Source organism: Caloranaerobacter longqiensis, from assembly GCF_050286925.1.
In the GTDB taxonomy this organism is placed as follows: domain Bacteria; phylum Bacillota; class Clostridia; order Tissierellales; family Thermohalobacteraceae; genus Caloranaerobacter.
Genome location: NZ_JBFWFX010000026.1, coordinates 1 through 20350 on the forward strand (window position 1 = coordinate 1; position 20350 = coordinate 20350).

A 20350-nucleotide genomic window follows, 5' to 3' on the forward strand; every position below is an offset into this window, starting at 1 on the left:
TAATCCATAGGAAATTATAATAAAATCCCATATTTTAAAAATTTAATGTTGATTTTATTGAAACTTTGTCTGGCATGTTTACATGCCAGAGTCGTTATAAACTGTATTAATTTGTGGATAATTTTAAATATAATTTCCGTAGTGGATTTTAACAAAATCTTCCTTAATTTATTTAAATCGAAGATTTTGTTCTAATATGACGACAAATAATTACAAGAACATAAAAAAATAAAGGAATTTACAATTTGATAGATAATATTTTCATTTGGAAGAAAATATTGTAATAAAATACGTTAGTTGAAGAAGGATTTGAATGGGAATAAATAAAAAGCAACAGTGCATATATTTAGATATTTATTTGTGACATACATAAGCAGATTTTCATGAACAATTATTCGTAAATACCACTATATTGATAATAAATATGAACTCTAATTTGTGAAAAGAGAGTTATACAACAGCTATAAAGGAGAGGAGAGATGTGAAAGAAATTAAGATTTCGACTATAATAACAGATGTTAAAGATTTTGATCCACAAATATTTAAAGAAAATGATATAGGAATTGAAATTCAAACCTTTCCTCAAACTATTTTGGATGATAATTATGAAGATTTAATTATCGAATTTCAAGATAAGTTGAAAGAGTATAAAGGAATAGTTTCATTACATGGTTCAGCATTTGATCTAAATCCAGGAAGTACTGATAGAAAAATAATTGAAGTAACAAAACATAGATATCTTCAATCCATAGAAATAGCAAAAACATTAGGAGCTTCATATGTTGTATTTCATAGCCAAACAAATCCATTACTAAAAATTCGAAAAATAAGACAAGTGAAATTAAATAACCAAATAAAGTTTTGGAATAACTTATTGGAAGAATTACAAGATGATAATATAACCTTATTACTTGAAAATGAGTATGATGAGGATTATAAAGATTTATTACATTTAGTTGAAAACATTAAATCAGAAAAAGTAAAGATTTGTTTAGATATCGGTCATGCATTGGCATATTCTAAACTTGATTTGAGTGAGTGGATTAGCGAATTAAAGGAGCATATCAAATATATTCATTTACATTGGAATGATAGACAAAATGATTCTCATAATATTCCATTGAATGAAGAATTGAATTTATTGGCTGAATTATTATCGGAAAATAATATAAGTCCTGTTATTACTTTAGAATATAGAGTTAATGACATTTTACAAGAAGTTAAAAGATTAAGAAAAATATTTGGAAAAGCCATCATATAACATGCTGTTTGCAAATAGTCCAAAAAACAAGTGGACCATCGCAAATAGCTAGACCGTTAGAGGACATATAATCTCAACTTAGGGGGTAGTTAGATGAAAAGATTTATGATAGGTCAATTTGGTAAGTATGATAAAAAAAAGCAGAATAGAGATTTTCGAGATGAATTCTTTGGAATTGAAGCATGTTTACTTGAGAGCAAAGAAGATATTGAAGCATTAATGAATTTAATTAAAAAAGATAGAATATCATTTGGAATACATTTTCCTTTAAGAGCTAATCAATGGAGATTAAGAGATCCACAATATTTGTCTCTCAATGACAATGTAAGAGTAGACTCATATAATTATATGGCTAATGAGTTTCAATACATAAGAAGATTTAAACCACATTATGTTTTGTTGCATTATCCTAAACCAGTAATTTTAGATGATAATGTAGATTGGACAAATTGGCGCTTTACAGATGACACAGAATATTATTATGCTTCAGAGTATTCGTACGATGAGTTTATAGCAAGAAGCAGGGAGTTTTTTAGATGGTTATCAAAACAAGGTGAAGAGCATAATTTTATTCCAGTATTAGAGCTTGATGCGATAAATAGATATATCTATGATACTACTTTACTTGAAGAACTATTGGATGAATTTAATAATATTAAACTATGTTTAGATATAGGAAGATTACATTTACAAGAAATGACAGATGAGAATTTTGATTCATTTAAATTTCTTGAAAAGTATGCAAGATATGCAGAAGTGATTCACTTATGGAATGTTAAAGTTACAAGTAATCTTGAGAATAGTCATTATCCAGCATTGCCTAAACACTTAACTAGTGAAGGATGGGCAGATGTAGAACAGTATATGAAGATATTAAGAGATGAGAACCAAGATTGTAAGATATTATTTGAGCATAGGTCAGATTTAATTAGTGATGATGAACTAGATGAGTGTTACAGCTGGGTAGATGAGTTGCTTACAGGATGTTGATTGTACATTCTCTAACACAAGCTTCCCTTCATCTTACGATAGAGAGCATAGAACGACGTGAAGCTTAGGGGCGAAATGGGTTAAAATACATAGAAGGAGTTATATTAATGCCGTATGCGATAGAATTATATTTTGATATAGAGAGTACAAAGAAAGTAGATAAAATTCGTAATCAACTTGAATTAAATAGTATTAATGTTGATAAGGGTACAAAACCACATATATCTTTAGCTATTTATGAAGACATTCCAATAGAAAGTTTTAAAGAAGAACTTCAAATGTTTTCATATAAAGTAAAACCTTTTGATATAACTTTATCGAGTGTAGGAATGTTTGTAACAGGCAATTCACTCAGAATTTCATAGTAGGTTTATTAAATACAAAAATAAAGCTTGGGATTATTATCTACCAAATAAATGGGTACCACATTGCACATTAGCAATGAATTTGAATGATGAGATGGTTAATAAAACAATTAATATTTGTAGAGGTTTAGAGTTACCAATAAATGTTAAGATTAATAAGATTGGTATATTAGAATTTAAGCCAAACAAACAGTAGTGGAGGATGTAAGCCAATTCCTAAACCATTATGTAAGTGCAAAGTTTGTGTTGAGGCTAGAGAAAAGGGACCACCTTTTTCAAGGACAGGACCAGCTTTATTTGTTAATGATATTAATATGCCGATTGATACGCCACCACAAATAGGAATATCAATTAATTATGCTAATTTAGAGGCTATAGATTATCTTATGTATACACACTTGGATAGTGATCACTTTGATGGACATTCAACGTTAGCATCACTTTATTTTGACGGAACAAAGTATTGCTATTCTCCAAGTAAGACTATAACTTTAATTGTTCCTAAAAATTATTTAAATAACTAATTTAAATAATATTATCGGTAGTGTGTATGACGGTAGTGATATTTTAAGGGAGTGTCGTCCGTGGAACTCTTTGAATCACGGGGCATGGCACATCATGTTTTCGTTAGGAGAAGAATGTTGCCATGAATAAACATGCCATCTGGCACAAAGTTTGCGAATTTATTAATCCTAATGAAGGAAATTGTCCCGGCGACTAGACAAGAATGACTTAGAAGTTCTAATAGAATCTAACAAACCAAAAGGAACTGATACTCCAAAAAAAGTACGTTGGATTGATGATAGATGATAGGGTATGAATATGGAATTCATAGTTTTGGTGGCAATCTATATGTTTATGATTTACAGAATAACGAGACTAAAAGTGTAAAAATATTAAATTCTGCAAATAAGGAAGTTAGGTTAATTGAAGTATTTGATAACATTATATATGTAACTATATCGAATAGAGTTAAATAAACAAAAATTATTTTCTAGAAGTGATTAGAGTCAACGGTGTAACTTTCTCTGACACTATATCTGTACAAGGGTGTATGGAAGTACGTTTTTAGGAAAGTAAAGTGAACCATATTGATAATTAGGAATATATTAAATAAAAGAAGGAGGGATAGAATTATGAATAAAAACTTTAATATATCGATAGTATTATCATCAATAATTTTAAGTTTAAGTATGATTACAAGTACATTTATCTTGATTAATAACAAAGATAATAGTAAAAAAATTATAAGCAGTATAAATCAAAATGAAGTGATGACAATAGCTGAAACAGCTGAGTACTTAAAAATTAAAGAAGAAGATATTATAAAAATAATAACTATTGAAAATAGTAAATTAAGAAAAAGTGGGAGCTTTACAGGGGCAATGTTTCCTTATTTTAAGGTGAATGATGATTATTATATATATAAACCTCGATTAAAAAAATGGTTAGAAGATGCATCAAGAGATAATAGAATATATGATACCTACAACTATAGTTTGTATTTTGATTGATTTTTAGTAATTTACAGTTAAAAATGAAAATGTCAACTAAAATAGCCTTTACAGCATCCTATATAAAACATTTATGGCGACAGTAAAATCTTAGACTGTTATATCGGCGTAGGGCGGTCATCTATGAATAAATCATATAATAAGGACACTCATGAAAAAAGTTTTGAAGCCTGGAGAAAGGCTTGTTTATGATAAGTGCATTTAACATGAATGATTGATGTAACAAAATATATAAAAAGGATGAAAATATGATATCAAAGTACTCGAAAGTACTAAATCTAAATAAAAATCAAATTACTGAGCTAACAAGAATTGTTTTTTAAGCAGGATTTAAGGAAAAATGATGTAATTTTTGTTTTCGGGAGTACTCACCCAGCTTGTGTTGAAGTAGAATACCAGGTTTATGAAAAATTGCTTGGACGAGAAATTATTATTTTAGGTGGAAGATCGAACTATAGAGACAAACATAAAGCCTGGCCGAATGGTGAAAGCTTTTAAGTCAGTTGATTAAAAGGAGAGTACCTGAATAATAAATTTATGTGGACTTAATATGAAATTTAACTGGTTCCAGTATAGTTTTACATAGGGGGTAGAAGAACTTGAGGAAAATATTTTTAAAGAGAATAGTGTTCATTATTTTTATATTAGCTGCATTACTATCATATGGAGTCTATTGGGCCTTCTTTGATATGACTAGGTTACCCAAAGGAGAATTTTTAACAGAATCTACTTCTGGAGATGGAAATTACACAATAAAAATATACTTATGCAATGGTGGAGCAACTACTTCTTTTGCTATTAGAGGAGAGTTGAATTTTAACAAGAAATTAAAGAAACCTAAAAATATTTATTGGAACTATCGTGAGGATAGTGTTGAAATTAAATGGGTTGATAATGATACGGTTATAATAAATGGACATGAACTAGACCTACCAAATGAGACATTTGATTTCAGAAGAGAAAAGTAATTCTATATCGATAAAATCTTTAGTGACAAGGAATTTAGTTAGAAATCATCAAGTTTTTAAGTTAGATTTTGTTCTAATTAGAAAAGAATGAGGAATCTATTATGAAAAAAAGTTATTGGAGCATGTGGGTGTATTTGTAGTGATTGCAGAATTTATGAAAAGGATTGCAAGGGATGTCATGCTATAAAGGGGTAAGCCATGCTGGTTGCATGAAGTAGGACTTGATGTTTGTGATTTTTATGAATGTTGTGTAATGGATAAAGAGCTAGAACATTGCGGAGAATGTAGAGAAATTCCATGTAACAAGTTTTGGGAGAATAAAAATCCTGCATGGACTCAAGAACAACACAAAAAAATTGTAGAACAGAGGGTTATTTTACTTAAAGGATTAGCTCAGAATAAATTTTGATTTTAGAATTCAAATGGAGAATTTAAAATCTAGTTATTAGATGCACTTGGGTACAGTTTCATGAAAATAAAATTTGAAATTGAATTAAGATTGAAGAGGGATAAAATGAGATAAGCAATTGACAGTATTACAGATTTCATTTTTGTGGATGATAAATTAGAAAGTGCAGACATAATATTGATACAAGATAGTTTTTCCACCTCCAGTAAAAATTATTGTGTCTTTAGTGACAGATGGGAAGGATATCCGTAAAGATAATTGGTTTTTAGATGTAAACAAGACTAAAAGAGTTATGAGTGAGGTTATTAAAATAGAAAAATACTTTGAAAGTCATATACCTAATTTGGCTAATTAATTAAAATGACTTTAGTATTAATATTAGCTAACATAGTAGTCTAGAAATTTTGCAATAAACATGCTAAACATCTAGGTTATTCGAAATATAGGTGAAAGAGCAATCAAGATATTTTAGCGAAAAGGGGATTTTTTATGAAGAAGAATATTAGTAATTTAGAAATATACCAGTAAAACGATTAAATAGAATTTTATCAATGTTACTTTTAGAAATGAAGGATTTATCAGATGAAGATAGAGATTTGCCAATTCGTTGGAATATAATGTACATGTATACCAGTTCACAAATTGCAAAAATATTAGCACTTAAACGAGGGATAAATCCTGAAATAGCAGGAATAGCAGCAGCTCTTCATGATATTAATATAGTAAAGACAAAGGAACATAAAAATCATGCTAAAGCGGCAGGGAGATATGTATACGAAATTATTTCAGATAATCCATTTGTTGAAATCTTAAAAGATGTTGATTCATTAGATAGATATTTACATGGCGTAAAAACAGAAGGACTGTATTGTAAAAGATGTATAAAAATATTGAAAGAAATTGGAATTAAAGATGTCCTATAAATATATTTATGGGGAAATTATGTGATATAGATTAGGAATTTAATTTCTTAGTAATCAGACATCTCATAGAAATACTTATTTTAGTTATGGATAGTATTCCTAGGATATTTAGATGTTTGATTTTTTATGTAATATATCGTCTTATTTTTTGTAGTGTGATGACAAATAATTACAAGAACATAAAAAAATAAAGGAATTTACAATTTAATAGAGAATATTTTATTTGAAACAAAATATTGTAATAAAGTATGTTAGTGGAAGAAGGATTTGAATGGGAATAAATAAAAATCAATAGTCCATACATTAAGACATATACATGCAAATTTTACCGAACGATTATTCTCAAACACCACTATATTATTCAATAATATGAAATCTAATTTGTGAAAAGGAAGTTAGATGACATCCATATCAAGCTTTAGATAATTATTATAAACTGAATTATAGAATATATAAATTACATTGTAAATATTTTTTATTGGAGGGGGATATTGTGGGTTTTAGCAAAATATTTTGGGGATTTATTTTTTTGTTTGATTTTAGACTCAATGGAGTTGATATAATTCCGGACTTTATTGGTTTTATATTAATTTATTTTGGACTTCAAAAGTTAGTTGAGAAAAACAATAATTTTGAGTTAGCAAAAAATTTAGCTTTTCCACTTATTTTTATTTCAGTATTTGACATATATCAGATTCAAAAACCAGGGATCAATATAATAACAATGTCAGGGATTGGACTGATTATTGGTGCAGTTTTTACAATTTTAAGTTTAATTATGGTATATAGAATTTGTTTAGGAATTTCAGAGATGGCTAATGGAAGAAGTGAAAATGAACTTGCTACAAAATCCATGAATAGATGGACATTATATTTAATAAATCAAATTATAATTTGGTTCATATTATTAACCAGTTTTGTTTTTAAGAACACCTTAACTATTTTAGCATTAACAGTAATTATAATTTCTTTTGTTGTTTATATTTTAATGCTTATGTTATTTAAGGAAGCAGGAGATACTTTAGAAAACTATAATGAGCAGTAATAATTTTGATATAATTGTGAAAATAAGGGACGTCGTCTAACGCTGTTTTTGTGCAAGGGGTTACTAGAATAGTTTTTTGGGATTATATCTACACCTTCTTACTAGGTGCCAGTATCGCCAAGACGGTATACTTTAAAGGTCCGGTTCGAAGACGTCGCAAACATGCGGACGTTATAGGACATAGTAAATAAAAGATATTGTCAGCCTTATAACAATCTTTGATTGGCAAGGAGGCTAAGTTATGAGGAAAAAAAATATATTTATTATGTTAATAATAGTTATTATAGTTATTATATTTCAATATTATGAAAGCAGCAAATATGAAATAAAGATTAACCCTTCAATTATGGATTTTAATGGAAGTAAAATGTATAAAGACTTTACAAAAAAATTCAATATTGAAGATAAAACTATTTATTTAGGAAAGTCAGGATTAAATACTAATACAGAATCTGATGATGAATTTGCATTTTTACTTCAAGTTGATCCTAAAGGTCAAATAAATTTTATATTTATGGAATGTTATATTGATATTACTAATGAAAAATTATCAATTATTGAAAGAATAACTCAAAACATAAGAAAATCTTTGAAAATCAAAAAATCAAATTATTATGTGTACAGCTTAACTAAAATTAATACTAGAAAAAATATTTTTGTTACAAAGAAAAAAACAAAAGAGGAATATTATGATAATTATATCCCAGAACTTTCACTTCATGAACTATTAATATCATTGGATAAGGTAAATTGGAATATAATTTTTGATTTATTAAAAGAGAGTTATCCATATAATTTTTATGATAACTATTATAGAAGTTTTAAAATTTCAAATGTTTATAAGAAAGGTGAACAAGTTTCATATAACTTTTTACCAGGTGAAAAAAAGACATATTATTTAATAAATAAATTAGGGGAAATTAAACAACTTGATAAAGACGAGAAGTTGTATTTAGATAATGGAATTATAGAATTAAAAATTTTGTATACTCGACATACTTTATATGGAGGAATACCCAGTAATATAGTTATATTATTAGAAATTAGTGATATTGATTAACTAAAATCATCCTTTAGTACCTAACTACATCCTATAACAAAGTAGTACCGATATTTTACTTAGAATATGTAAAACATCGGTACTACTAAGAACATTATAGGGAATATCCCTTGTTAAGACAATAACATAAATAGACTTATCCCATATTGAAAAACTTTGTTGTGTTAATTTTTAGTATAAATAGAAACACTAAAAACAGAGTCCAGAAATCATTGAATTTAAGACAGTCTTTGATTTCTTTGTTAAAGTATATTTTAATAATAATTTTAAAGGTGAACATGGCTTAATACTTTTATGCATAGATGAAGATAAAATTATCGCAGAGTTAAAATGGGAAGATTTATACAATGAAGGTAGAGAATATTCACATATTTATGGAGAACTTAACATTGATTCTGTAATAAAAGTTTTTCCTTTTGAACCAAAAAAAGATGGTTATTTTAAATTACCTAAAGAATTAAAGGAACTAATATAAAAAACATATATAGCGACAGAAAATGCTCAAAACGTTAGACAACATCTATTAAGGAGGAGAATAATGAATCTTATTGAAATTGTAACTACTTCAAAATGGAAAAGTAATTTAAAACATGTCTTCACCGGGAGCGAAGCTCTATCAGGGGGTAGTGCTTTGGGGGTCGGCTCAGGGTCGTCGCAAATACCAGACGTTATACGCAATAAATCGATTTGGAGATATTACTTTTTGGAGGAATAGATTATGTCTAGACAACCAATTAATGTTTTAGTTTTTCCATACTTTATTAGTAATAATGGTAATATAAAATATGCATTGTTTAAAAGGTCTGATATGAATTGTTGGCAGGGGATTGCGGGAGGAGTTGAAGAAGGAGAAAATATTTTAGATGCTGTGAAAAGAGAATGTTGGGAAGAAGCAAATATAGATATAGAAAGTGAATTCATTAAACTTGATTCCATGACATCAATTCCTATTACTGAAATTAAGGGAGATTGGGATGATAATACTTATGTTGCAACTGAATATTCATATGGTGTAAAGCTTATTGATAAAAAGATTGTTCTATCTAATGAGCATAATGAGTTTGGTTGGTTTACATATGAAGAGGCTATGAAATTATTAAAATGGGATAGTAATAAGACTGCTTTATGGGAATTAAATAAAAGATTAGTTGAAAATAAAGAAGAGGAAAGATAATGGAGCATTTTATGAGACTTTTCGAGGAACCTTTTGAATTGATAAGGTCTAAGAAAAAAATTATAGAAATAAGATTAAATGATGAGAAACGACAAAAAGTAAAAATTGGTGATACAATTATTTTTTCGAAGTTACCCGATTGTGAGGAAAGATTAAGAGTAAGAGTTCTTGGATTATTACATTATTATACTTTTGAACAGCTATATGAGGATATACCTTTTAGTCATTTTGGATGTGAGGGAAAATCAATGGAATGGATGTTAGAAAGAACTTATGAAATTTATACTAAAAAGCAACATTATTCTACACATAAGACGTAGTACGACGGTAAACTTAAGAACGTTATCTGTAATAGCTAAAAATTCATAAGGGGGAAAACATGATGAAGGAAAAGAATAAAACTTTACTACTTATATTTATACCTTTTTTATGGGGATATATAATTAATATTTTAGTTTGGAAAGTATCTATTATTGGTGATTTATATTTCAGACTTAATATAGTATGGGAAACTATATTTATTTTGTTTTGGTTTTGGACAGGAACTAAATTTGCTCAATATAATTCAAACAAGGTAAAAGCATATATAATTGGTAATAGTATTTGGTTGCTATCGTTTTTAGTTTATATTTGGCAGTTTATATTATTAAGTGGAGAATCGAGAAGTTTTAGATTGGCTGGATTATCGCAACATTATATTGCAGGAATAGTATTCATAAGTAAGAAGATAATAAGATTATTTACAAATACAATTTCTAGCGAAACTGTGATTATATTTTCATATAGTTTAATGATTACTATTTTCACTACTGGTTTCATATATAGAATTAAGAATAAAAATAATTGATTGGTTTGTAATTATATTTTTTTAGAAATAATTTATGTATCATTATAAAAATACATAGAAGTTTGATGAATATAGATTAAGTCCATAATATGTAATTCATAGAAATGGATATATGATTTTTTAAGGTAAGTAAAATTAATATAAATAAAATCAAAAAAATCATTATAGGGAAATTTTAGCATTAAATGAGGTGGTAATATAATGGATTTTTATAGAGCAAGAGAAAAAGATTTTAAGTATATACAGCACGAGAAGAGTTTAATTCATAATACTGCTTTAATTGCATACGAAGGGGATAATGTTATTGGAATACTGGAATATGAGATAAATAGTATAGAAGAAGCTGAAATTGTAAACTTTAGTATTTTCGAACTATGTAAGAAAGAATTAGCATTTAAAGGATTAATTGAAGAAATAATTTATTGGAATCCATATTTAAAAAGAATTATTTATAAAGAAGATAATAAAATTATAACAAAGGATGTTTTAAAGTATGCTGGATTTAGGGAAAATTCTATATGGCAATTGGATGTAGATAATAATATTGAAGTTTTTAGAATTGATATAGAAGAAATAACCCCTCAACAGTTGACTGTTAGTAAAGAAAAGATAGATAGAGTAAATAAGTGGGTTGAGAAACCAGAAGATATAGTTGTTGCCTGTATAAAAATAGGGGACAAGATGGTTTGTATAGATGGGTACTCTAGGTTAGTTGTAGCTTATACTAAAGGTTTTAAGCATGTTTATGCTTATCTTGAAACTGATAATGATAATATAGAATTTTATAGAACTTGTATGGAATGGTGTAAAGAGCAAAATATTTTTACAATTAAAGATTTAGCTAATAGAATAGTAACTCCAGAACAGCATGAAAGGCTATGGATTAATAGATGTCAAGCATACTTAAGGGAATGTAAATAACTAAATTTTAGTCGCGGGGAAACGACATATAATAAAGGTTCATCTATGAATGATCTTTATTATGAGTAAGACCGAATATCTGTATTTATCTGCAAGATTATAGGGTAAAAGGTTTTATTACTTCCTATAACGCTGCTTAACAATGGATTACTAGGGCAGTTTTTTGAGATTATACAAACACACTTTCATATCACCCTGTAATCAGACATCTCCTAGAATTATCTGTTTTAGTTATGAGTAGTTTTTCTAGGATTAGATGCCTGATTTTTTTATATAATAAATAGTCTTATTTCTTGTAGTGTGGCGACAAATAATTACGAGAACATAAAAAAATAAAGGAGTTTACAATTTAATAGAGAATATTTTCATTTGAAAGAAAATATTGTAATAAAGTATGTTAGTGGAAGAAGGATTTGAATGGGAATAAATAAAAAGCAACACATACATTGAGAAATATATATGCAAATTTTACCGGACAATTATTCGTAAACACCATTATATTGTATTATAATATGGACTCTAATTCGCGAAAAGAGAGTTAGCAGAAATAACCATTGAAAGAATTTCTTAATAGAGAGGTGATTATGCATGAATAATGTTCATGATTTTATTTATTTAGATCACCGAAGAGTCTTATCTTTTGGTTCACAATTATTGGAAGGGTTAGCTAATTCTATTTCAGTTACAAAAGAGAATAAGAAAGTTTCAGAAAAGAAAGTTGAAACCAAAGCTAAAATTCATGGTGATTTAAGTATAGGTGATGATTCTTCGAAATTATTGTACGCATTGGTTGGCTTACTAGGTAAAGGTTCAATTGGAGTATCAGGAGAAATAAATCCAATTTTTTCATCAATTAATACTCTTGGTGAAAACAGAACTGAACAAAGGCTCCTGGACCATTTCTAGTTTACACTACTAAGAAATGCACTTATAGAACAAAGATTACTTAAAGACTTAGATGTATTTAAACAAAATGAATGGAGCAATGGAAAAGTACTTGAAAAAATAAAACCTGGTGATTTTATCGAACTAACTTGTCGGGTTAAACTTTTGGATATTAGCCACCTGGAAAGTATTGTAAATTCAGTAGAGAAAATATTTGAAACTATACAGCAAATGGGTATATTTGAGAAAGCCGAAGAAAAATTTCAGGCTGGAGAAAGTTTGGATGAATTTGTTGAGGAAATTCACAGTACACCGATTACTATTGGTTATGAATATGCTAAAAAGACACTTGGTAATGGCATCAACCCATTACAATTTAATGCGATTATCGAACTGATGAAAAATATCTCAAAGGAAGGATTTTCATCAATACTTGTTCAGATTATTGCTCGTCCAAAACTAATATCTAAAAGTGGAACTAAATTTGTTGCACCTATACGGACTGAATATTTAATCGATACAAAGGAAGAGCTAATTTTTAAATATGGATATGAACCGGAGCAAGACTGGAAATTAGTAGGTCAAGTATGCAAGATTCCTAAGAATAAAAAGAAAAATAAAATTAACTTTAATAGGTTCAAGAGTTCCAATTTTACTGCCCTCGATGAAATTGTAGAAGAATTAACAGATTCTTTTATGGATCTTAGCTTAGATATTGGTATGCATTCTTTTGTTAAACATCCTGATGTATCAATTAATCTAATAGCTTTATATAGGTAATAGTCAATGGTTACTTCTGCTAACAGAGCCTTACCGCAACTTTGTCAATATGCACGTGGTTGGAACGCTGCGGTAATCCTCGGGACGTTAGGTGCAATTATATTTTATTTCTTAAGTGAACATTATCAAAGTAAAGTGAGGTGTACAAATGAAAACATGTGCATACTGTGGTAGTAATCAAAATAAATTAACAGCAGAACACATAATTCCTTCTAGTTTGATAAGGTTATATCCAGAACAGGATGTTAATATAACTCCATATAGGATTTATAAAAATAATAAAGGGCACACAATTAATGATGTATGTTCAAAGTGTAATAATGAAATCCTAGGTGACTTAGATAATTATGGTGTAAAATTGGTTAAAGAATTTTTTCTAACGGAATATAACAAAGATGATATCATTGATTTTGAGTATGACTATGATATGTTGGCAAGATGGCTATTGAAAATAGCATATAATTTAGAACGTTCTTTAAAAAGTGATGTTAAATGGTTTAGAGATAATATAGACTATATTCTTAATGGAAAAAATCTTTCAAATAATAAGTTTTCGATATTTTCGGGGTTATACGTTGATATGACACCGATAGGAGAAGAAGAATTTGGATTTGTACCTTTAAATATATTAAAAGAACCTTTAATTTATAAGCATGGAGTAGCTCATGATTATTTTTTTAGTAAAATTGGTCTACGAGATGAGTTTATATATTTTAAAGGAGTAGAAACTTGGTTTATATATAGATTTGGTTCAGGAATTTTTATAGTATTTTTATGGTCTGATAACATACAAGATGAAATTATTAAGAAGTACGAGTTATTTTTTGAAGAATATTATCCATATAATATGTTAATTAGGGACGGGCATAGGAAATTAAGAAGAGTAACAGATAATTTTTCATGTATTCATTTAGGTTGGATTAGTTCAAATATAGGAATAGAACTTTCTGATAATTTAATTAAAAGTAGTTTGAATGGTAGAGAGGTTCACAAAACTAGAGAAGATTGGAGAAAGAAAAGGACAAAAGCAGATATAATGAAGGGGAGAATTATGAATGAACACCATATGTTCCCTGATAATAAGAAGGTTAAGAAGCAATTTGATAAATTGTTTAAATAAAAAGAGAATAATATAACAGCATCTAACACAGTATTACCGATACCATATAAAAAATATATATGGTATCGGTAATACTTAGACCGTTAGACGAAATATTGTATCCATAATAAAAGGAGTGTTTTGGATGGTAAAAAGAAGATGGAAGATTCTTTATTTTTTAGAAAAAAATAAAGGAGGAGTAAATTTGCGTAACATTAATTATAAATATATAGACGAATTTGATAAGAATGATTTAAAAGAATTATATGAAGATGCAGGTTGGACAACATATACTAAGGATTTATCTAAGCTTATCAAAGCTATAAAACTTTCATTGATGACTATATCAGCATGGGATGGTGATAAATTAGTTGGTCTAATTAGAGTGGTTGGAGATGGTCAAACAATAATATATATACAAGATATTTTGGTATTGGATTCATATAAAAGAAATGGAATAGGATCAAAGCTATTGAGTCTCATATTAGACAAATATAAAGATGTACGTCAAAAAGTTTTATTAACAAATGATAGTGAAGAGACGAGAGGTTTTTATCAGTCAAATGGTTTTAACTCATGTGATCGAGGAGAGTTAGTTGCTTTTGTAAATTTTAACTAGATTAGAAAACTAACTGATAATTTTTTACTATTAAAAAAGAAGGGGAATCTATTATGAAAAAAGTTATTGGAGCATGTGGGTGCATTTGCAGTGATTGCAGGATTTATGAAAAGGATTGTAAGGGATGTCATGCTATAAAGGGTAAGCCATGTTGGTTGCATGAAGTAGGGCTTGATGTTTGTGATTTTTATGAATGCTGTGTAATGGATAAAGGGCTAGAACATTGTGGAGAATGTAGAGAAATTCCATGTAACAAGTTTTGGGAGAATAAAAATCCTGCATGGACTGAAGAACAACACAAAAAAATTGTAGAACAGAGAGTTACTTTGCTTAAAGGATTAGCTCAGAATAAATTTTGATTTTAGAATTCAAATGGAGAATTTAAAATCTAGTTATTGGATGCACTTGGGTACAGTTTCATGAAAATAAAATTTGAAATTGAATTAAGATTGAAGGGAGATAAAATGAGACAAGCAATTGACAGTATTACAGATTTTATTTTTATGGAGGATAAATTAGAAAGTGCAGATATAATATTGATACCAGATAGTTTTTCCACCTTCAGTAAAAATTATTGTATCTCCAGTGACAGATGGGAAGGATATTCGTAAAGATAACTGGTTTTTAGATGTAAACAAGACTAAAAGAGTTATGAGTGAGGTTATTAAAATAGGAAAATACTTTGAAAGCCATATACCTAATTTGGCTAATAAACCAGAATGACTTTAGTATCAATATCGGCTAACATAGTAGTCCAGATATTTTGCAAGAAACATGTAAAACATCTGGACTATTTGAAATATTAGGTGAAAGAGTAATGGAATACTTATAGGGATTTAAGGGGGGAAGAACAGTGGGAAAGATAAATTACAATGATATTAGTAAGATATATGATGATGTTAGAGATGAAGAAATGACCATAATAAATAGTTTCTTAGATGAAGTTAAGATATCTAAGGCAACTAAAATTCTTGACGTTGGATGTGGTACAGGGAACTATACTAACATACTGCAAAAGATAACGAAAGCAGAAGTGTATGGGGTAGATGCATCAGAAGGAATGTTAGAAAAAGCTAAAGAAAAAAACCAACATATTATTCTAAAAGTTGGTTTGGCAACAGACATTCCATTTGAAGATTGTATTTTTGACTTCGTGTATATGACGGATGTTATCCATCATATTAAAGATATAGATAAAATGTTTTTAGAATTTTATAGAGTTTTAAAAAATGGAGGTAAGGTCTGTATAAGTACACAGTCACATAGGCAAATAGACCTTAGATATATGTCAGAGTTTTTCCCATCAACAGCTATTGTTGATAAGCAAAGATATCCAGATATAGAAGAAATAATTAGCTCAGCAAAGAAAAATGGATTTAGTTTTCTAAAGATTGAAATAATTAGCGAAGGAGAAGAAGTAGAGTTAGGAAATAAATTTTTAGAATTATTAGAGAAAAAAGGCTATTCGATGCTACATTTGATTTCGGATGAAGATTACCAAATAGGGTTGAATAGGGTAAAAAGTGAAATGAAGAATGGCCTTATCAAAAGAAAATCAGCGGGTGGGACTTTAGTTTGGTTAATTAAGAATGAAAAAATGTAACTTTGGGAAAACTTCGTGGGTTTTTATTTGATGCAAAATTTATTTTTAGGAGATAATTTATTTCCACACGAAGATGAGGGGAATATTAGAGTTGTGGCAGTTGTAGATAGAGAAGGAGATATACATTGGATAGATTCTGATGACTTAAGATTAATTGAGGTTGATGGCAATAAGATAGAAGATTTATTGTAATATTTTTTTTGAATCGTAAAGCTAGTATATTGAAAGTAAGAAAATCATAATGGAGGATCATATATGGATATTGTGTTCCTAATAATAGGATTAGCATTAACATTAATAGATATATTTTTGAAGATAAGAACTTTGAAAGAAAACATTTTTAAGAGAATATTTTTTATTGTATTTGGATTAGCTACTTTGTATTTTGTAGATAAGACATTCTTGTATATATCTACTAGAGCTATTTTTTGTGGTCTAATAATTGGAATTGTTTTTATGGGAATTCATATATTAGTAGCTAAAGGAGTTAAGCTAAAAAAAGAAAATGTAAACAAAGGATTAATCTATACTAGCTTATTAATTTATGGATTAGAATTACCAGCGGAAGAATTCTTATACCGAGGAATTATTCTTATTCCACTTTTAGAACTATTTCAACCTATTGTAGCTATCTCATTAACATCAGTCTTATTTTTAGGACTTCATTTAAAAACTTGGAACAACAAGTTTGTTTGGATAGGCTCATTAGTTTTGGGGTTAATATGTGCTATAAGTGTTTATTTAACAAAGAGTATTTGGACTGCTATTATAATTCATAATTTAAATGATTTTGGATTTATGACTTTAGTAAATAAAAGGAATATATTCAAAGAAAAGTATGCTGATTAGTTGGAATTTTCATAAATATTAATATTCTAATATTTTTCATATCATTATAACAAGATTTTTATAAATTTGGGAGGTTAGGGAATGAGAAGAGGAATAGAAAATGAGAAAAGCTATAAAAGTAGTAACACAGGAAAATAAAGTGAAAAATTAAATGTTTATGTAGATCCACGTATTGAACTTTTGTCAATAATTCAATATCTGGCAGATTTCAACTGTAAAGATATTGTAATATACAATAAAGATACAACCTATAAAGCTGATGTGGATAAATATTTTTCTCCATATAAAAATCATCGGGTAGTTTCTCTTTATGAGGAAATGGCGAAAGATGGATTTGTTTATCATGTGCCGCCAAAACTTATTTTATATTTAGATGATAAATACAAGGAACAGGATAGTAAAATGATACCTTATCATGAAATTATATCAGGAGTTGATGGAAGGAATAAGATTAAAGAGTTTATTAGACAGATGGTAGATTTTAAAAACGAAACTAAATTTGATGACTTTTATAAAAATCATCAAGAATATTATCATAAGATAACTACAAAAATACAGAATATATTAAAGAGTAATAACTGCTTAGAAAATCTTATAAAGTATTATGGTGCAAAACAGAATAGTTATAATATAATAGTTGTTCCATTATATAGTGGTGCATATGGGATAAGAATACTAGGAAAAGATGAAAAATTTGATACTTTCTGTATTATACCACCTGTTGAAAATTCACAATATTTAACAAGCTTTGTTTGGCATGAGTTTAGTCATTCCTATGTTAATCCTCTAACTGAAGAAAGCAAAAATGAAGTTGATAAATACAAAGATTTATATGCACCTATTTCTAATATAATGACAGAGCAAGCATATAGAACTTGGGAGACATGTGTGAATGAACATATTGTCAGAGCAGTAACTTCGAGGTTATGTTACAAGGTTTTTGGTGAGAAGTCTGCGAAAGAAGAAATTAAATGGCATAAAGAAAGGGGTTTTTTATATATTGACAAGTTATATGAAAAACTAATTGAATATGAAAATAATCGTAATAAGTATACAACTTTTAAAGAGTTTTATCCAGAGTTATTAAAAGTTTTTGAAGAAGTATCAGAATAAGATTTAAGGGCTGATTTTTATAATAACTATCTATTCAATATATTTTTACAAGGGTGCATTAGTTTATTTTTTTGTAGAGCTTGAAGGTATTTCAAATATGCTACCGCATGAACTTCAAGAACGTTAGTAGAAATGTAATCAATCTATTTTTGGGAAAATGGGATTTTTTATGGAGAAGGATATTAGTAATTTAGAAATAAGATTACCAGTAAAACGATTAAATAGAATTTTATCAATGTTACTTTTGGAAATGAAGGATTTATCAGATGAAGATAGAGATTTGCCAATTCGTTGGAATATAATGCACATGTATACAAGTTTACAAATTGCAAAAATATTAGCACTTAAATGAGGGATAAATCCAGAAATAGCAGGAATAGCAGCAGCTTTTCATGATATTAGTGTAGTAAAGACAAAGAGACATGAAGATGTCTTATGATATATATTGAGGTATTTAATTAAGGAGTTGAATAAGATGAAAAGAGTATTAAGCATAATAGTTTGTAGTGTAATAATTGTTTATTCATTAGCTGGATGTAGTATAGATATTAGTAATTGGATTTCAAATAAAGATTTATCATTTGACAAAGAGAAAATTGAAAAAAGTGTTGTGGAAGCGAACACACAATTCGCATTTGATATTTTCAAAGAGCTTAACAAAGAAGACAAAGGGAAAAACATATTCATATCACCTTTTAGTATATCGGCTGCTCTTTCTATGACATATCAGGGAGCAAATGGTACAACTAAGGAAGTAATGTCTAATGCTTTAAGGTATAAAGAGATTGATATAAACATACTTAACGAAAGTTACAAAAATCTATTAAGATATTTAAAACAGGTTGACAGTAAAATAGAACTAGACATTAATAATTCTATATGGATTAGAGAAGGGGAAAATATTAAAGAGGATTTTTTATCAGTAAATAGGGAAGTATTTGATGCTTATATTGCTGAAATCGATTTTTCTAAAGAAGATGCTGCAGACAAAATAAACAATTGGATTAGTGATTCTACAAAGGGGAAAATAAAGAAAATGATTACATCACCAATATCATCACAGGTAGTTATGTATCTGATTAATGCTATCTATTTTAAGGGAGAGTGGACAGAAAAGTTTGATAAGAGAAAAACCTTTAATAGCAAGTTTTACACAAATGAAGGAAAGACTAAAGATGTTATGATGATGTACAGAAAAGGTAATGTTGAATATGTTCAAGGAGATGACTATAGAGCAGTTAGATTACCATATGGAAATGGTAAAACATCTATGTATTGCATACTTCCTAATGAAGATATTTCAATAAATCAATTTATAGAAGATATGACACAAGATAAGTGGGAAGAAATAAGGAAAAGTGTATCAGAAACAAAAGATGTTATACTTCAAATACCACGTTTTAAGATAGAATATGGTATAAAGAAGCTAAATGATAGTCTAGCCGCATTAGGAATGGGAGAAGCTTTTAGTATAAATGCAGATTTTTCAGGTATACGTGAAGGAATTTTTATAAGTAGAGTACTTCACAAAGCAGTTATTGAAGTTAATGAAGAAGGAAGTGAAGCAGTTGGAGTTACTGTAGAAGAAAACACAAAATCTGCTATAATGGAAAAACCGATAACATTTATTGTTAATAGACCATTTGTATTTATTATTACAGATGGTGAAACTGGAACAATATTATTTATGGGAAAATTATGTGATATAGATTAAGAAATTAATTTCTTAGTAATCAGACATCTCCTAGAATTACTCATTTTAGTTATGAGCAATATTCCTAGGATTAGATGTCTGATTTTTTTATAATCCATAGGAAATTATAATAAAATCCCATATTTTAAAAATTTAATGTTGATTTTATTGAAACTTTGTCTGGCATGTTTACATGCCAGAGTCGTTATAAACTGTATTAATTTGTGGATAA

General features: G+C 28.1%; 26 protein-coding genes and 2 pseudogenes. All 28 read left to right on the forward strand.

Going from position 1 to position 20350, the window contains the following annotated elements; genetic code table 11:
* The first annotated feature begins 481 nt into the window (after positions 1–481).
* The 28 genes and pseudogenes from AB4Y15_RS12770 (at position 482) to AB4Y15_RS12905 (ending at position 20139) form a co-directional block, all read left to right on the forward strand.
* On the forward strand, positions 482–1261 hold the full coding sequence (locus AB4Y15_RS12770) for a sugar phosphate isomerase/epimerase family protein (protein ID WP_427340732.1): 780 nt from the start codon (positions 482–484) through the stop codon (positions 1259–1261).
* A 93-nt stretch (positions 1262–1354) separates the two neighbouring features.
* Entirely contained in the window at positions 1355–2251 is an 897-nt protein-coding gene (locus tag AB4Y15_RS12775) for a hypothetical protein (RefSeq protein ID WP_427340733.1), read from the forward strand.
* 107 nt (positions 2252–2358) lie between these two features.
* The gene (locus AB4Y15_RS12780; protein WP_427340734.1) at positions 2359–2616 is read left to right on the forward strand and encodes a hypothetical protein; all 258 of its coding nucleotides are present in this window, start codon (positions 2359–2361) and stop codon (positions 2614–2616) included.
* 314 nt (positions 2617–2930) lie between these two features.
* Entirely contained in the window at positions 2931–3140 is a 210-nt protein-coding gene (locus tag AB4Y15_RS12785; RefSeq protein ID WP_427340735.1) for a hypothetical protein, read from the forward strand.
* A 282-nt stretch (positions 3141–3422) separates the two neighbouring features.
* Positions 3423–3596: a hypothetical protein gene (locus tag AB4Y15_RS12790; RefSeq protein ID WP_427340736.1), complete on the forward strand. Its 174-nt coding sequence runs from the start codon at positions 3423–3425 to the stop codon at positions 3594–3596.
* 156 nt (positions 3597–3752) lie between these two features.
* Positions 3753–4130 (forward strand): hypothetical protein, encoded by a 378-nt coding sequence (locus tag AB4Y15_RS12795; RefSeq protein ID WP_427340737.1) that lies wholly within the window; start codon positions 3753–3755, stop codon positions 4128–4130.
* 599 nt (positions 4131–4729) lie between these two features.
* Positions 4730–5098: a DUF5412 domain-containing protein gene (locus AB4Y15_RS12800; RefSeq protein ID WP_427340738.1), complete on the forward strand. Its 369-nt coding sequence runs from the start codon at positions 4730–4732 to the stop codon at positions 5096–5098.
* Positions 5099–5303: 205 nt separating this feature from the next.
* Positions 5304–5507: a DUF3795 domain-containing protein gene (locus AB4Y15_RS12805; RefSeq protein ID WP_427340739.1), complete on the forward strand. Its 204-nt coding sequence runs from the start codon at positions 5304–5306 to the stop codon at positions 5505–5507.
* 217 nt (positions 5508–5724) lie between these two features.
* Positions 5725–5862: a hypothetical protein gene (locus AB4Y15_RS12810; protein WP_427340740.1), complete on the forward strand. Its 138-nt coding sequence runs from the start codon at positions 5725–5727 to the stop codon at positions 5860–5862.
* Between the two features lie 196 nt (positions 5863–6058).
* On the forward strand, positions 6059–6430 hold the full coding sequence (locus AB4Y15_RS12815) for an HD domain-containing protein (RefSeq protein ID WP_427340741.1): 372 nt from the start codon (positions 6059–6061) through the stop codon (positions 6428–6430).
* Between the two features lie 493 nt (positions 6431–6923).
* Positions 6924–7475 carry a hypothetical protein gene (locus tag AB4Y15_RS12820; protein ID WP_427340742.1) on the forward strand — a complete coding sequence of 184 codons (552 nt, stop codon included), beginning with the start codon at positions 6924–6926 and terminating at the stop codon, positions 7473–7475.
* Positions 7476–7716: 241 nt separating this feature from the next.
* Complete coding sequence (locus tag AB4Y15_RS12825) at positions 7717–8535, forward strand: hypothetical protein (RefSeq protein ID WP_427340743.1); 819 nt, start codon at positions 7717–7719, stop codon at positions 8533–8535.
* Positions 8536–8746: 211 nt separating this feature from the next.
* Positions 8747–9010 carry a DUF952 domain-containing protein gene (locus tag AB4Y15_RS12830; RefSeq protein ID WP_427340757.1) on the forward strand — a complete coding sequence of 88 codons (264 nt, stop codon included), beginning with the start codon at positions 8747–8749 and terminating at the stop codon, positions 9008–9010.
* Between the two features lie 243 nt (positions 9011–9253).
* A complete protein-coding gene (locus tag AB4Y15_RS12835; protein ID WP_427340744.1) occupies positions 9254–9709 on the forward strand; it encodes an NUDIX hydrolase in 456 nt (151 codons plus the stop codon).
* Positions 9709–10029 (forward strand): ASCH domain-containing protein, encoded by a 321-nt coding sequence (locus tag AB4Y15_RS12840; protein ID WP_427340745.1) that lies wholly within the window; start codon positions 9709–9711, stop codon positions 10027–10029. Before AB4Y15_RS12835 ends, AB4Y15_RS12840 begins: the two co-directional genes overlap by 1 nt.
* Positions 10030–10091: 62 nt before the next feature.
* Positions 10092–10556 (forward strand): hypothetical protein, encoded by a 465-nt coding sequence (locus tag AB4Y15_RS12845; RefSeq protein WP_427340746.1) that lies wholly within the window; start codon positions 10092–10094, stop codon positions 10554–10556.
* A 201-nt stretch (positions 10557–10757) separates the two neighbouring features.
* Positions 10758–11477 carry a hypothetical protein gene (locus AB4Y15_RS12850; RefSeq protein WP_427340747.1) on the forward strand — a complete coding sequence of 240 codons (720 nt, stop codon included), beginning with the start codon at positions 10758–10760 and terminating at the stop codon, positions 11475–11477.
* 588 nt (positions 11478–12065) lie between these two features.
* Positions 12066–13142 (forward strand): annotated as a pseudogene (locus AB4Y15_RS12855) (DUF6414 family protein).
* Between the two features lie 148 nt (positions 13143–13290).
* Positions 13291–14262, forward strand: a complete 972-nt coding sequence (locus AB4Y15_RS12860) for a hypothetical protein (RefSeq protein WP_427340748.1) — start codon at positions 13291–13293, stop codon at positions 14260–14262.
* Between the two features lie 124 nt (positions 14263–14386).
* Entirely contained in the window at positions 14387–14860 is a 474-nt protein-coding gene (locus AB4Y15_RS12865) for a GNAT family N-acetyltransferase (RefSeq protein WP_427340749.1), read from the forward strand.
* A gap of 53 nt (positions 14861–14913) precedes the next feature.
* Complete coding sequence (locus AB4Y15_RS12870; RefSeq protein ID WP_427340750.1) at positions 14914–15219, forward strand: DUF3795 domain-containing protein; 306 nt, start codon at positions 14914–14916, stop codon at positions 15217–15219.
* Between the two features lie 60 nt (positions 15220–15279).
* Positions 15280–15471: a hypothetical protein gene (locus AB4Y15_RS12875; RefSeq protein ID WP_427340751.1), complete on the forward strand. Its 192-nt coding sequence runs from the start codon at positions 15280–15282 to the stop codon at positions 15469–15471.
* A 242-nt stretch (positions 15472–15713) separates the two neighbouring features.
* Entirely contained in the window at positions 15714–16463 is a 750-nt protein-coding gene (locus AB4Y15_RS12880; RefSeq protein WP_427340752.1) for a class I SAM-dependent methyltransferase, read from the forward strand.
* 30 nt (positions 16464–16493) lie between these two features.
* Positions 16494–16655 (forward strand): hypothetical protein, encoded by a 162-nt coding sequence (locus tag AB4Y15_RS12885; RefSeq protein ID WP_427340753.1) that lies wholly within the window; start codon positions 16494–16496, stop codon positions 16653–16655.
* A gap of 63 nt (positions 16656–16718) precedes the next feature.
* A complete protein-coding gene (locus AB4Y15_RS12890; RefSeq protein WP_427340754.1) occupies positions 16719–17312 on the forward strand; it encodes a CPBP family intramembrane glutamic endopeptidase in 594 nt (197 codons plus the stop codon).
* Between the two features lie 162 nt (positions 17313–17474).
* Positions 17475–18425 (forward strand): annotated as a pseudogene (locus AB4Y15_RS12895) (DUF4932 domain-containing protein); the annotation flags it as partial.
* A 169-nt stretch (positions 18426–18594) separates the two neighbouring features.
* Positions 18595–18777 (forward strand): hypothetical protein, encoded by a 183-nt coding sequence (locus AB4Y15_RS12900; protein ID WP_427340755.1) that lies wholly within the window; start codon positions 18595–18597, stop codon positions 18775–18777.
* Between the two features lie 123 nt (positions 18778–18900).
* On the forward strand, positions 18901–20139 hold the full coding sequence (locus AB4Y15_RS12905; RefSeq protein ID WP_427340756.1) for a serpin family protein: 1239 nt from the start codon (positions 18901–18903) through the stop codon (positions 20137–20139).
* Positions 20140–20350: the final 211 nt, after the last annotated feature.

Bases quoted from the DNA above. Each gene is read 5' to 3' on its own strand.
- AB4Y15_RS12775 (WP_427340733.1), top strand. From the start codon at position 1,355: ATGAAAAGATTTATGATAGGTCAATTTGGTAAGTATGATAAAAAAAAG.
- AB4Y15_RS12780 (WP_427340734.1), top strand. From the start codon at position 2,359: ATGCCGTATGCGATAGAATTATATTTTGATATAGAGAGTACAAAGAAA.
- AB4Y15_RS12785 (WP_427340735.1), top strand. From the start codon at position 2,931: ATGCCGATTGATACGCCACCACAAATAGGAATATCAATTAATTATGCT.
- AB4Y15_RS12790 (WP_427340736.1), top strand. From the start codon at position 3,423: ATGATAGGGTATGAATATGGAATTCATAGTTTTGGTGGCAATCTATAT.
- AB4Y15_RS12795 (WP_427340737.1), top strand. From the start codon at position 3,753: ATGAATAAAAACTTTAATATATCGATAGTATTATCATCAATAATTTTA.
- AB4Y15_RS12815 (WP_427340741.1), top strand. From the start codon at position 6,059: ATGTTACTTTTAGAAATGAAGGATTTATCAGATGAAGATAGAGATTTG.
- AB4Y15_RS12825 (WP_427340743.1), top strand. From the start codon at position 7,717: ATGAGGAAAAAAAATATATTTATTATGTTAATAATAGTTATTATAGTT.
- AB4Y15_RS12835 (WP_427340744.1), top strand. From the start codon at position 9,254: ATGTCTAGACAACCAATTAATGTTTTAGTTTTTCCATACTTTATTAGT.
- AB4Y15_RS12840 (WP_427340745.1), top strand. From the start codon at position 9,709: ATGGAGCATTTTATGAGACTTTTCGAGGAACCTTTTGAATTGATAAGG.
- AB4Y15_RS12845 (WP_427340746.1), top strand. From the start codon at position 10,092: ATGAAGGAAAAGAATAAAACTTTACTACTTATATTTATACCTTTTTTA.
- AB4Y15_RS12850 (WP_427340747.1), top strand. From the start codon at position 10,758: ATGGATTTTTATAGAGCAAGAGAAAAAGATTTTAAGTATATACAGCAC.
- AB4Y15_RS12860 (WP_427340748.1), top strand. From the start codon at position 13,291: ATGAAAACATGTGCATACTGTGGTAGTAATCAAAATAAATTAACAGCA.
- AB4Y15_RS12865 (WP_427340749.1), top strand. From the start codon at position 14,387: ATGGTAAAAAGAAGATGGAAGATTCTTTATTTTTTAGAAAAAAATAAA.
- AB4Y15_RS12870 (WP_427340750.1), top strand. From the start codon at position 14,914: ATGAAAAAAGTTATTGGAGCATGTGGGTGCATTTGCAGTGATTGCAGG.
- AB4Y15_RS12875 (WP_427340751.1), top strand. From the start codon at position 15,280: ATGAAAATAAAATTTGAAATTGAATTAAGATTGAAGGGAGATAAAATG.
- AB4Y15_RS12885 (WP_427340753.1), top strand. From the start codon at position 16,494: ATGCAAAATTTATTTTTAGGAGATAATTTATTTCCACACGAAGATGAG.
- AB4Y15_RS12890 (WP_427340754.1), top strand. From the start codon at position 16,719: ATGGATATTGTGTTCCTAATAATAGGATTAGCATTAACATTAATAGAT.
- AB4Y15_RS12900 (WP_427340755.1), top strand. From the start codon at position 18,595: ATGGAGAAGGATATTAGTAATTTAGAAATAAGATTACCAGTAAAACGA.
- AB4Y15_RS12905 (WP_427340756.1), top strand. From the start codon at position 18,901: ATGAAAAGAGTATTAAGCATAATAGTTTGTAGTGTAATAATTGTTTAT.